Source organism: Limosilactobacillus sp. WILCCON 0051 (assembly GCF_039955095.1).
Lineage (GTDB): Bacteria > Bacillota > Bacilli > Lactobacillales > Lactobacillaceae > Limosilactobacillus > Limosilactobacillus allomucosae.
Map to the genome: position 1 here is coordinate 705074 of NZ_CP154878.1, position 12195 is coordinate 717268.

The 12195-nt window shown below is 48.8% G+C and carries 8 protein-coding genes, 12 tRNA genes and 3 rRNA genes; 22 read left to right on the top strand and 1 reads right to left on the bottom strand.

All coding sequences use genetic code 11. The annotated features are described in order from the left end of the window. From hisB to ABC765_RS03520, 22 genes are all read left to right on the top strand, one after another. Window positions 1-585 carry an imidazoleglycerol-phosphate dehydratase HisB gene (gene hisB, locus ABC765_RS03415; RefSeq protein WP_006499764.1) on the top strand — a complete coding sequence of 195 codons (585 nt, stop codon included), beginning with the start codon at window positions 1-3 and terminating at the stop codon, window positions 583-585. Beyond that, entirely contained in the window at window positions 585-1199 is a 615-nt protein-coding gene (hisH, locus tag ABC765_RS03420) for an imidazole glycerol phosphate synthase subunit HisH (protein ID WP_347980712.1), read from the top strand. The genes hisB and hisH overlap by 1 nt, the downstream gene beginning before the upstream one ends. Next, window positions 1196-1921, top strand: a complete 726-nt coding sequence (gene hisA / locus ABC765_RS03425; RefSeq protein ID WP_347980713.1) for a 1-(5-phosphoribosyl)-5-[(5-phosphoribosylamino)methylideneamino]imidazole-4-carboxamide isomerase — start codon at window positions 1196-1198, stop codon at window positions 1919-1921. The genes hisH and hisA overlap by 4 nt, the downstream gene beginning before the upstream one ends. Continuing rightward, the gene (gene hisF / locus ABC765_RS03430; protein WP_347980714.1) at window positions 1911-2672 is read left to right on the top strand and encodes an imidazole glycerol phosphate synthase subunit HisF; all 762 of its coding nucleotides are present in this window, start codon (window positions 1911-1913) and stop codon (window positions 2670-2672) included. Before hisA ends, hisF begins: the two co-directional genes overlap by 11 nt. Further along, the gene (gene hisI / locus ABC765_RS03435; RefSeq protein WP_347952948.1) at window positions 2669-3019 is read left to right on the top strand and encodes a phosphoribosyl-AMP cyclohydrolase; all 351 of its coding nucleotides are present in this window, start codon (window positions 2669-2671) and stop codon (window positions 3017-3019) included. Before hisF ends, hisI begins: the two co-directional genes overlap by 4 nt. Beyond that, window positions 3000-3326 carry a phosphoribosyl-ATP diphosphatase gene (gene hisE / locus ABC765_RS03440; RefSeq protein ID WP_347980715.1) on the top strand — a complete coding sequence of 109 codons (327 nt, stop codon included), beginning with the start codon at window positions 3000-3002 and terminating at the stop codon, window positions 3324-3326. Before hisI ends, hisE begins: the two co-directional genes overlap by 20 nt. Window positions 3327-3336: 10 nt before the next feature. Next, window positions 3337-4479, top strand: coding sequence for a histidinol-phosphate transaminase (gene hisC / locus ABC765_RS03445; protein ID WP_347980716.1), 1143 nt, complete (start codon window positions 3337-3339; stop codon window positions 4477-4479). Between the two features lie 1035 nt (window positions 4480-5514). Then, window positions 5515-7091 (top strand): 16S ribosomal RNA (locus ABC765_RS03450). A 197-nt stretch (window positions 7092-7288) separates the two neighbouring features. Then, window positions 7289-10210: ribosomal RNA gene (locus ABC765_RS03455) — 23S ribosomal RNA — on the top strand. An 84-nt stretch (window positions 10211-10294) separates the two neighbouring features. Beyond that, a 5S ribosomal RNA gene (rrf, locus tag ABC765_RS03460) occupies window positions 10295-10411 on the top strand. Together the 16S, 23S and 5S rRNA genes with 12 tRNA genes alongside form the textbook arrangement of a ribosomal RNA operon. A 47-nt stretch (window positions 10412-10458) precedes the next feature. Then, window positions 10459-10531 (top strand) — tRNA-Val (locus tag ABC765_RS03465). 11 nt (window positions 10532-10542) lie between these two features. Beyond that, window positions 10543-10614, top strand: a tRNA-Gln gene (locus tag ABC765_RS03470). 3 nt (window positions 10615-10617) lie between these two features. Beyond that, window positions 10618-10690: transfer RNA gene (locus tag ABC765_RS03475), tRNA-Lys, on the top strand. Between the two features lie 16 nt (window positions 10691-10706). Beyond that, a tRNA-Gly gene (locus ABC765_RS03480) sits at window positions 10707-10778 on the top strand. An 8-nt stretch (window positions 10779-10786) separates the two neighbouring features. After that, a tRNA-Arg gene (locus ABC765_RS03485) sits at window positions 10787-10860 on the top strand. 5 nt (window positions 10861-10865) lie between these two features. After that, window positions 10866-10939, top strand: a tRNA-Pro gene (locus ABC765_RS03490). Window positions 10940-10950: 11 nt separating this feature from the next. Then, window positions 10951-11024, top strand: a tRNA-Met gene (locus ABC765_RS03495). A gap of 5 nt (window positions 11025-11029) precedes the next feature. Further along, window positions 11030-11103, top strand: a tRNA-Ile gene (locus ABC765_RS03500). A gap of 29 nt (window positions 11104-11132) precedes the next feature. Continuing rightward, a tRNA-Glu gene (locus tag ABC765_RS03505) sits at window positions 11133-11204 on the top strand. A 13-nt stretch (window positions 11205-11217) separates the two neighbouring features. Continuing rightward, window positions 11218-11291, top strand: a tRNA-Met gene (locus tag ABC765_RS03510). A gap of 4 nt (window positions 11292-11295) precedes the next feature. Next, window positions 11296-11371, top strand: a tRNA-Asp gene (locus tag ABC765_RS03515). A gap of 5 nt (window positions 11372-11376) precedes the next feature. Further along, a tRNA-Phe gene (locus ABC765_RS03520) sits at window positions 11377-11449 on the top strand. 285 nt (window positions 11450-11734) lie between these two features. On the opposite strand, the gene mscL is transcribed toward ABC765_RS03520, so the two are convergent. Beyond that, on the bottom strand, window positions 11735-12121 hold the full coding sequence (gene mscL, locus ABC765_RS03525) for a large-conductance mechanosensitive channel protein MscL (protein WP_347952951.1): 387 nt from the start codon (window positions 12119-12121) through the stop codon (window positions 11735-11737). Window positions 12122-12195 lie beyond the last annotated feature (74 nt).

Here is a 12195-nt window from a genome sequence, read left to right on the forward strand (position 1 = left end):
ATGCGCAAGGCAACGATAAACCGAGCTACTAAAGAGACACAGATCAAAGTCGCGCTGAATCTTGACGATCAAAGTCAGGTTGCCATTAATACCGGTGTTGGCTTTTTTGATCACATGCTGGAGCTGTTTGCCAAGCACGGCCGCTTTGGCTTGGTCGTGGAGGTCAAAGGCGATCTGAACGTTGATGCTCATCACACGGTCGAAGATACCGGCATCGTCTTGGGTCAGTGCTTTAAAGAAGCATTGGGCGACAAGGCGCAGATTGAACGCTATGGCAATGCTTTTGTACCGATGGATGAAACGCTGGCACAGGTTACGGTTGATTTAAGCGGGCGTTCCTATCTGGTATTTGATGCCGAGCTGACCAATCCACGGCTGGGCGCCTATGAAACGGAAATTACCGAAGACTTTTTTCAGGCACTGGCCTTTAATGCCGAGATGAACCTGCACGCCAGAGTACTATATGGCCGCAACACGCACCACAAGATTGAAGGATTGTTCAAGGCAACGGCCCGTGCAATGCGGCAGGCAGTCACGATCAATCCAGCCATTCAAGGAGTTAACTCAACCAAGGGGATGATTTGATGATCGCGGTAATCGATTATGGAGCAGGCAACGTCTTTAACGTGCTCAAGGCCTGCCAGTACCTGGGCCAAAAAGCTGAACTGACGGCTGACCCGCAAAAAATTTCGCAGGCTGACGTGGTACTGTTTCCAGGTGTAGGAGCATTTGGTGCTGCAATGACGCGTTTAAAAGAAACCGGCCTGGATCAAATCATTAAAAGCACGGTTGCCAATGGGACGCCATTTTTGGGCATCTGCCTGGGCATGCAGCTTTTGTTTGACTCGTCAACTGAATTTGGCAGTGCAGCTGGTCTGGGCTTGATTCCCGGGCAGGTCGTGCGGATTCCAGATGATGATGGGCAAAGGATCGTTCCGCAGGTGGGTTGGAATCAAAACGAGCTGCAGCAGCCGGAAAGCATCTTTAAGTCAATCGATCAGCAGTATACCTATTTTGTTCATTCCTACTATGCCAAGTGTGCTGATGAATATATCGTATCAACGGTTGACTATGGCTTGGCCGTGCCGGCAATCGTTCGAAAAGACAACGTTTATGGTTTCCAGTTTCACCCTGAAAAAAGCGGGCAAGTCGGGCTGAAACTGCTGCAAACCTTTTTTGAAAAGGCGGTGAAAGCATGATCTATCCAGCAATTGATCTTCAAAACGGCAGCAGCGTGCGGCTCTATCAAGGCGACTTCAAACAAGAAACGCTGGTCAGTGCCGATCCAATCAGACAGGCGCGCTTGATCAGAGAAGCTGGCATTGGCGGACTGCATCTGGTGGATCTGGATGGCGCTAAGACCGGTCAGCCGCAGAATTTTGAGCTGGTAAGTCGGATCGTTAAGGTATTTGCCGGTGAAACCGAGATTGGCGGAGGCATTCGAAATGAGCAGACGATCAGAAGCTACCTAAAAAGCGGGGTTGATCGAGTCATTCTTGGTTCGGTAGCGCTAAAGGATCCTGAGTTTACCAAGCAGATGCTGGAAAAATTCGGCAGTCGGGCGATTACGATCGGCGTTGACGGCCGCGACGGTCAAGTAGCGACTGATGGCTGGCTCAATCAGTCCACGACTTCAATGGCTGATCTGATTGCAGCGATGACTGCTGCCGGGGCCAAACGCTTTATCGTTACTGACACGGCAACGGATGGTACGCTGACGGGGCCAAATATCGAGCTGCTTGAAGGACTGCAGCAAAAGTTCCCCGAAGTACGGATCGTGGCCTCAGGCGGCGTTGGCAGTCTTGATGATCTGAAAATGCTTAAGCAGGCTGGGTTAAAAGACGTGATCGTTGGCAAGGCGATTGCAGCGGGCAAAGTAACCTTAGAGCAGATTGCGGAGGTGAATGAGAATGCTGGCTAAACGAATCATTCCGTGCCTGGACGTAGCTGACGGACGGGTGAAAAAAGGCGTTCATTTCGTCAACTTAAAAGATGTCGGCGATCCGGTTGCAATTGCAGCAGCATATGAAAAACAAGGCGCTGATGAACTGGTTTTCTTGGACATCACTGCAACCAATGAAAAGCGGCAGACCATGAGCAACGTGGTTGAGGCGGTTTCCAAACAAGTCTTCATGCCGCTGACGGTTGGCGGTGGCATCAAAAATCTGGCCGACATGGAGCGCATGTTAAAAGCCGGGGCCGATAAAACCGCGATCAATTCGGCAGCAGTTGCCAACCCAGCTCTGATCAGCCAGGGTGCCGAACGCTTTGGCAGTCAAGCCGTGGTAGTGGCGATTGACGTTCGCTGGGATCCAGCAGCCGGTAAATACTTTGTCTATACGCATGGCGGTCAGCAAAAGACGGATCTCGAGGCAGTTGTCTGGGCTAAAAAAGCCGTTGAGCTGGGAGCCGGTGAGCTGCTGATTACCAGCATGGACTGCGATGGGACCAAAGATGGCTTTGATCTCAAGCTCTACCAGACGATTGGCCGCGTCGTCAACGTGCCGATCATTGCTTCTGGCGGGGCCGGCAAAATCCAGGACTTTGTTGATGTCTTTAAGCAGACGCCAGTGACGGGAGCTTTGGCCGCCTCAGTCTTTCACTTTAAAGAGCTGACGATTCCTCAGGTTAAGCAGGTGCTGGCTAAGGAAGGGGTGCCGGTTCGCCAATGAAACCCGATTTTTCGAAAATGAATGGTCTGCTGACGACGGTGGTGGTTGATGTCAATACCAAAGCCGTTTTGATGGTGGCCTGGATGAATGAGGAAAGTTTTCAAAAAACGCTGGCCAGTGGCGAGACGTGGTTTTGGTCTCGTTCCCGCAAAGAGCTCTGGCATAAGGGAGCTACCAGCGGCAATACGCAGCAAGTGGTCAGCATGACGCTTGACTGTGATGGCGATACGCTTTTAGTAGCGGTTGATCCTAAAGGGCCAGCTTGTCATACCGGACGATACAGCTGCTTTTTTAATCCAATTGAAATCATGAAAGAAGGCAATGCCAATGACACAGCAGAATCTTGATGAACTTTATGAACTGGTTAAACAACGGAAAGAAAATCCAATTGATGGTTCGTACACTGACTATCTCTTTAAAAAAGGTCTGGATAAGATCTTGAAAAAAGTTGGCGAAGAAACGACTGAGGTTATCGTTGCCGCCAAAAACAGCGATCCGGCTGAACTGCAGTACGAAACGGCTGATCTGCTGTATCATTTAATGGTCCTGCTCGTTGAATGCGATCTGCCCTTTGAAAAAATCAAAGAAGAACTGGGTGCGCGCGTTGGTCAGATGAGCCAGTTTAAGGATCGTGCCCCAATCAAAAAACTTTAGAGGTGAGACGATGAAAGAAACGATTAAGCAACTGGCAAGCTATGTACCGCCAACGCCGACGGAAACGATTGCCAAACAATATGGCCTTAGCCGCGTTGCCAAGCTTTCGGCCAATGAAAATCCATATGGAACCTCGCCTAAGGTTGCCGCGGCGGTTGTTGATGCCGTGGAGCAAGGGAGCGGCAATTGGTATCCAGATGGCAATGCAACTGAGCTGCGAGAAATGATCGCTCAAAAACTGGCCGTTAAAGCAGAAAATATCGTCTTTGGCTGCGGCTTGGATGAGATCATTACTTTGGTTTCAAGAGTCTTTTTGGAATCAGGGGATGAGGTCTTGGTTGCTGACCCGACGTTTTCCGAATATGGTCTCAATGCTCAGATCGAAGGCGCAACCGTCAAAAGCGTGCCTGTTGACTTGCAAAGCGGCGCCAATGATTTGAATGCCTTTTTAAACAGCATTACGCCAAATACCAAAATGATCTGGCTGTGCAATCCTAACAATCCGACCGGTGGATATAATGAAACTGCTGCTCTGCGTGATTTTATGACTCAGGTTCCCAAAGATGTTTTGGTACTGATTGATGAGGCATATATTGATTTTGTCAGGTCCGCTCAGCCTGCCTCGGCATTACCGCTGCTCGAAGAATTTGACAACGTGGCTGTTTTAAGAACCTTCTCCAAGATCTATGGACTGGCCGGCTATCGGGTTGGCTATATCATTGTCGATGATCAGCGGGCACGCTATCTGCAGACGGTGCGCCTGCCATACAACCTGAATACGCTGTCGCAGGTCGCGGCCCAGGCAGCATTTGCTGATCAAGAGTTTGTCGAGCAGGTCGCGGTTAAAAATGCTCAAGAACGTGATAAATGGGAGACGTTTTTAAAACAGCACCAAGTTTTCTATTATCCTAGCCAGGCTAACTTCATCTACTTTAAGCTGCCGGGTGCCGATCAGCTTGCTAAACGATTTTTGGAAAACGGCTATCAGATTCGCACTGGATTTGCTGATGGCTGGCTGCGGGTGACAATCGGTCTGCCGAATGATAATCTGGCGATGCAGCAGATTATGGCTGATTTTTTAATTATGACTAGCCGGAAATCCCGTGACTTTAGTCATGGGATGGATAGGCCTACTATGATAGAATACTTGTAGATAGTAGTTGACTTAATAACTGTATCACTAAGAACCAAAGTGAACGATTACAGCATTATAAGGCTAACTATCTAACAACTATTGAGATATATCGTCCCTATGGCAACCTGGGGACGTAAAAGGCATTGGTAATTAGACGATCACTGCTCAAGCAACTGCGGCTGTTTGAGTAAATCATCCGTATCTATGCAAATTGTGGTTCGGATACTCAATACTGGGGTGTTTGCCCACAAGCCATCGACTTTAGCCGATGGTGGTTGACATTAAGATTGCGGATTGACTGCTTTGTTTAGGCAAGGCAGTTTTTGCTATTAATTGAAAATAAACTGACTGATTTAACGGCTGTCCTTGAAAGATCGGATATTGGATTTTTACGGATGGCAAATCGAGCCGATCTTATGTAATTTTTAAGCGGATTGTTGAATCGATGCTTCTGACAAAAGCTATTAGTAGATCGGTAGTGTCGCATTCATACAGCGGATTCTTTTTTAATAAAGTCAGCAGCGTCGGTAATAGTTTATGGATTGATGCAACAGCGGCCTTCTTGTGACTCATAGTCTTGGAAGATCGCTATTTGTTTTTTTGCAGGACGATTAATTTGAAAAACGATGATTTGTTCTTAAATATTGCCAAAAAGTTCAACATTTCCGTAGTAAACGAATAGTCTATTTAATTATTGTTCATGTTTCTTAAATAAATCAAAAAAGTTTGAATTTTGTCGTTGACATTTACTTGCGATCTCGGTATATTAGATAACGTTGTCGCGGCGATAAGCTGCTGATCACTTGAGATTAACGACTTTTCGTCTAACCATCAAGAAAGGCTGATTAAAAAAGTTCTTGACAGGTAGTTGACAATTTGTTAAACTAATTAAGTTGCTTGCTTGAAATGAGCGGGCAACGGTAGACCTTTGAAAACTGAATACAGTTTCGACGAACACAAATGTGCAGGGTCATCAATCATTACGATTGATGCAAAAACATTTGCGAAGTCAATTCGCTTAATTTAAATTTGAGCTTTTCAAGTTCTTATATTTTATATGAGAGTTTGATCCTGGCTCAGGATGAACGCCGGCGGTGTGCCTAATACATGCAAGTCGAACGCGTTGGCCCAACTGATTGAACGTGCTTGCACGGACTTGACGTTGGTTTGCCAACGAGTGGCGGACGGGTGAGTAACACGTAGGTAACCTGCCCCAAAGCGGGGGATAACATTTGGAAACAGATGCTAATACCGCATAACAATTCGAATCGCATGATTCAAATTTAAAAGATGGTTTCGGCTATCACTTTGGGATGGACCTGCGGCGCATTAGCTTGTTGGTAGGGTAACGGCCTACCAAGGCTGTGATGCGTAGCCGAGTTGAGAGACTGATCGGCCACAATGGAACTGAGACACGGTCCATACTCCTACGGGAGGCAGCAGTAGGGAATCTTCCACAATGGGCGCAAGCCTGATGGAGCAACACCGCGTGAGTGAAGAAGGGTTTCGGCTCGTAAAGCTCTGTTGTTAGAGAAGAACGTGCGTGAGAGCAACTGTTCACGCAGTGACGGTATCTAACCAGAAAGTCACGGCTAACTACGTGCCAGCAGCCGCGGTAATACGTAGGTGGCAAGCGTTATCCGGATTTATTGGGCGTAAAGCGAGCGCAGGCGGTTTGATAAGTCTGATGTGAAAGCCTTTGGCTTAACCAAAGAAGTGCATCGGAAACTGTCAGACTTGAGTGCAGAAGAGGACAGTGGAACTCCATGTGTAGCGGTGGAATGCGTAGATATATGGAAGAACACCAGTGGCGAAGGCGGCTGTCTGGTCTGCAACTGACGCTGAGGCTCGAAAGCATGGGTAGCGAACAGGATTAGATACCCTGGTAGTCCATGCCGTAAACGATGAGTGCTAGGTGTTGGAGGGTTTCCGCCCTTCAGTGCCGCAGCTAACGCATTAAGCACTCCGCCTGGGGAGTACGACCGCAAGGTTGAAACTCAAAGGAATTGACGGGGGCCCGCACAAGCGGTGGAGCATGTGGTTTAATTCGAAGCTACGCGAAGAACCTTACCAGGTCTTGACATCTTGCGCCAACCCTAGAGATAGGGCGTTTCCTTCGGGAACGCAATGACAGGTGGTGCATGGTCGTCGTCAGCTCGTGTCGTGAGATGTTGGGTTAAGTCCCGCAACGAGCGCAACCCTTGTTACTAGTTGCCAGCATTCAGTTGGGCACTCTAGTGAGACTGCCGGTGACAAACCGGAGGAAGGTGGGGACGACGTCAGATCATCATGCCCCTTATGACCTGGGCTACACACGTGCTACAATGGACGGTACAACGAGTCGCGAACTCGCGAGGGCAAGCTAATCTCTTAAAACCGTTCTCAGTTCGGACTGCAGGCTGCAACTCGCCTGCACGAAGTCGGAATCGCTAGTAATCGCGGATCAGCATGCCGCGGTGAATACGTTCCCGGGCCTTGTACACACCGCCCGTCACACCATGAGAGTTTGCAACACCCAAAGTCGGTGGGGTAACCCTTCGGGGAGCTAGCCGCCTAAGGTGGGGCAGATGATTAGGGTGAAGTCGTAACAAGGTAGCCGTAGGAGAACCTGCGGCTGGATCACCTCCTTTCTAAGGAATTAATCGGAAACCTGCACATTCGTTGAAACTGCGTTCAGTTTTGAGGGGTCTACCCTCAGCTTGTACTTTGAAAACTAAATAATATTTATTTCTTTATTCACAATTAAACCGAGAACACCGCGTTATTTGAGTTTTATTAACGAAATTAATCGCATACTCAATAACTGAGGTGATCGTAAGATCATCAAGGTTAAGTTATGAAGGGCGCATGGTGAATGCCTTGGTACTAGGAGCCGATGAAGGACGGGACTAACACCGATATGCTTCGGGGAGCGGTAAGTACGCTTTGATCCGGAGATTTCCGAATGGGGAAACCCAATCATCTTAGTCGATGATTGCCTGAGCAGTGAATACATAGCTGTCAGGCGGTAGACGCAGTGAACTGAAACATCTAAGTAGCTGCAGGAAGAGAAAGAAAATTCGATTCCCTGAGTAGCGGCGAGCGAAACGGGAAGAGCCCAAACCAACGAGCTTGCTTGTTGGGGTTGTAGGACTGAACATTTGAGTTACCAAAGTGCGACGTAGTTGAAGTCGTTGGGAAGCGACGCCAAAGATGGTGATAGCCCAGTAAACGAAACGTCACACTCTCAGTTCAGGATCCTGAGTACGGCGGGACACGTGAAACCCCGTCGGAATCCGCGAGGACCATCTCGCAAGGCTAAATACTCCCTAGTGACCGATAGTGAACCAGTACCGTGAGGGAAAGGTGAAAAGCACCCCGGGAGGGGAGTGAAACAGTTCCTGAAACCATGTGCCTACAAGCTGTCGGAGCACATTTACGTGTGACGGCGTGCCTCTTGCAGAATGAACCGGCGAGTCATGATTGCGTGCAAGGTTAAGGTGGAAAAACCGGAGCCGCAGCGAAAGCGAGTCTGAAATGGGCGTACGAAGTACGCAGTTATGTACCCGAAACCAGGTGACCTACCCATGTCCAGGTTGAAGGTGCGGTAAAACGCACTGGAGGACCGAACCCGTATCAGTTGAAAATGGTTGGGATGAGGTGTGGGTAGCGGTGAAATTCCAAACGAACTTGGAGATAGCTGGTTCTCTCCGAAATCTCTTTAGGGGGAGCCTCGAGGTTTAGAATCATGGAGGTAGAGCACTGTTTGGACTAGGGGCCCGTCATGGGTTACTGACTTCAGATAAACTCCGAATGCCATTGATTTTTACTCGGGAGTCACACGGTGAGTGATAAGATCCATCGTGGAAAGGGGAACAGCCCAGATCATCAGCTAAGGTCCCTAAATATATGCTAAGTGGAAAAGGATGTGGAATTGCACAGACAACTAGGATGTTGGCTCAGAAGCAGCCATCATTTAAAGAGTGCGTAATAGCTCACTAGTCGAGTGACTCTGCGCCGAAAATGTACCGGGGCTAAGCATATTACCGAAGCTATGGATGCATCCATCAGGATGCGTGGTAGGAGAGCGTTCCAAGGGCGATGAAGTCAGACCGTAAGGACTGGTGGAGCGCTTGGAAGTGAGAATGCCGGTATGAGTAGCGAAAGACAGGTGAGAATCCTGTCCACCGAATGACTAAGGTTTCCTGGGGAAGGCTCGTCCTCCCAGGGTTAGTCGGGACCTAAGTCGAGGCCGAGAGGCGTAGACGATGGACAACAGGTTGATATTCCTGTACCAGTTGATTGTGCTTGAGTGATGGAGTGACGCAGAAGGCTAAGCGATCCGGACGATTGGAAGTGTCCGGCCAAGCAGCAAGTCAGTTGATGAGTCAAATGCTTATCAGCAGGTTGACAAGCTGTGACGGGGAGCGAAATTATAGTAGCGAAGTCGTTGATGTCACGCTGCCGAGAAAAGCTTCTAGCGAATAATCAACTGCCCGTACCGCAAACCGACACAGGTAGTCGAGGAGAGTATCCTAAGGTGAGCGAGCGAACTCTCGTTAAGGAACTCGGCAAAATGACCCCGTAACTTCGGGAGAAGGGGTGCTGATCGCAAGATCAGCCGCAGTGAAAAGGCCCAGGCGACTGTTTATCAAAAACACAGGTTTCTGCAAAATCGTAAGATGAAGTATAGGGGCTGACGCCTGCCCGGTGCTGGAAGGTTAAAAGGAAGAGTTAGCTTCGGCGAAGCCCTGAATTGAAGCCCCAGTAAACGGCGGCCGTAACTATAACGGTCCTAAGGTAGCGAAATTCCTTGTCGGGTAAGTTCCGACCCGCACGAAAGGCGTAACGATCTGGGCACTGTCTCAACGAGAGACTCGGTGAAATTGAATTGCCTGTGAAGATGCAGGCTACCCGCGACAGGACGGAAAGACCCCATGGAGCTTTACTGTAGCTTGATATTGAGTGCTTGTACTGCTTGTACAGGATAGGTAGGAGCCATAGAAGCCAGGACGCTAGTTTTGGCAGAGGCGCTGGTGGGATACTACCCTTGCATTATGATCACTCTAACCCGCACCACTGATCGTGGTGGGAGACAGTGTCAGGTGGGCAGTTTGACTGGGGCGGTCGCCTCCCAAAAGATAACGGAGGCGCCCAAAGGTTCGCTCAGAATGGTTGGAAATCATTCGCAGAGTGTAAAGGCACAAGCGAGCTTGACTGCGAGACAGACAGGTCGAGCAGGGACGAAAGTCGGGCTTAGTGATCCGGTGGTTCCGCATGGAAGGGCCATCGCTCAACGGATAAAAGCTACCCTGGGGATAACAGGCTTATCTCCCCCAAGAGTCCACATCGACGGGGAGGTTTGGCACCTCGATGTCGGCTCATCGCATCCTGGGGCTGTAGTCGGTCCCAAGGGTTGGGCTGTTCGCCCATTAAAGCGGTACGCGAGCTGGGTTCAGAACGTCGTGAGACAGTTCGGTCCCTATCCGTCGCGGGCGTAGGAAATTTGAGAGGACCTGTCCTTAGTACGAGAGGACCGGGATGGACATACCGCTGGTGTACCAGTTGTTCCGCCAGGAGCATCGCTGGGTAGCTATGTATGGATGAGATAAACGCTGAAAGCATCTAAGCGTGAAACTCGCCTCAAGATGAGATTTCCCATTCCTTATGGAAGTAAGACCCCTCAGAGATGATGAGGTAGATAGGATGGAAGTGGAAGTGCCGCGAGGCATGGAGCGGACCATTACTAATCGGTCGAGGACTTAACCAAGTTTAGGGTGTTTCGATTGAACGTGAGAAGAATAGATATTGTTTAGTTTTGAGAGTGCAAGCTCTCAATCCTGAAAAGGATTAGTGTGGTGATGATGGCTTGAAGGATACACCTGTTCCCATGCCGAACACAGAAGTTAAGCTTCAACGCGCCGAAAGTAGTTGGGGGATCGCTCCCTGCGAGGATAGGGCATTGCCATGCAGATGATTTAAAAGGGTAAGACCTTTGGTTAGCCCTTTTATTTTTTTGGAGGATTAGCTCAGTTGGGAGAGCATCTGCCTTACAAGCAGAGGGTCACAGGTTCGAGCCCTGTATCCTCCATTTACCATGATTGGGCTATAGCCAAGTGGTAAGGCAACGGTTTTTGGTACCGTCATGCGCTGGTTCGAACCCAGCTAGCCCAACTTGAGCCGTTAGCTCAGTCGGTAGAGCATCTGACTTTTAATCAGAGGGTCGACGGTTCGAACCCGTCACGGCTCATTAACTTAATAATTATGCGGAAGTAGTTCAGTGGTAGAACATCACCTTGCCATGGTGGGGGTCGCGGGTTCGAATCCCGTCTTCCGCTTTTATCATGCACCCATAGCGCAATTGGATAGAGTGTCTGACTACGAATCAGAAGGTTGAAGGTTCGACTCCTTCTGGGTGCATTTTTCGGGAAATAGCTCAGCTTGGTAGAGCACCTGGTTTGGGACCAGGGGGTCGCAGGTTCGAATCCTGTTTTCCCGATTTAGAATTATCGCGGTGTAGCTCAGCTGGCTAGAGCGTCCGGTTCATACCCGGGAGGTCGAGGGTTCGATCCCCCCTGCCGCGATAAATGGGTCTATAGCTCAGTTGGTTAGAGCGCACGCCTGATAAGCGTGAGGTCGGTGGTTCGAGTCCACTTAGACCCATAACTTGCAAAAGTTGATTTTATGATAATGACCCATTAGTCAAGCGGTTAAGACACCAGCCTTTCACGCTGGTATCGTGGGTTCGAATCCCGCATGGGTCACTTGATTTATTATCGCGGGGTAGAGCAGCCTGGTAGCTCGTCGGGCTCATAACCCGGAGGTCGTTGGTTCAAATCCAGCCCCCGCAATTTTGGTCCGTTGGTCTAGTTTTGGTTAGGACGCATCCCTGTCACGGATGAGATCACGAGTTCGAGTCTCGTACGGACCGTAAATGGCTCGGTAGCTCAGTTGGTAGAGCAACGGATTGAAGCTCCGTGTGTCGGCGGTTCGATTCCGTCCCGCGCCACTAGCCATTTTATTATCGTTCAGCCACGTTATGATAATGGGGCTGAACGATTTTTTTCTTTGAGAAGAGAAAATGTAAAGCGGCTCACTCAGTAAATGAATTACCGTTTTTTATGCTTAAGAAAGCATCAAATACGAATTCGCTATTGAAAGACTGATGTCCAAAAAAGCTGTCGTTAAATGGTTTAGGTGAACTATCCATCAGCAGCTTTTGAGCGATCATATAATAAAAAACACGCTGTTCTAACCTCAGTATGGCTAGAATAGCGTGTTTTTGGCTGCTGGATTATTTCTGTTTGTCTTTCAAAAGTTCAACGATTTCAGCCAGGTATTTTTCCTCACTACTTGGTTCAGGATCAGCTGGTGCTTCATCGTGACTTGGCATCAGCTGATTGACAAACTTCACCAATAAAAAGACGACAAAGGCAATAATTAAGAAGTTGATGACCGAGTTTAAAAAGGCCCCATAGCGGAAGTGCGCGTCGCCAAAACTAAAGACCAGATTGGAAAGATCGATCTTGCCTAAGAAGATTCCAATCAATGGGTTGATCAGATTCTTAACCAGCGCATTGACGATTGACGTAAAGGCCGAGCCGATGATTACCCCGACGGCCATATCCATGACATTGCCGCGTGAAATAAATTCCTTGAATTCCTGCAACGTTTTTTTCATTAAAGTATCTCCTGTTATTCTTAGAGCAACAGTAAGATTATATGCTAAATCAACTAATTCAGCAATTAAAAATC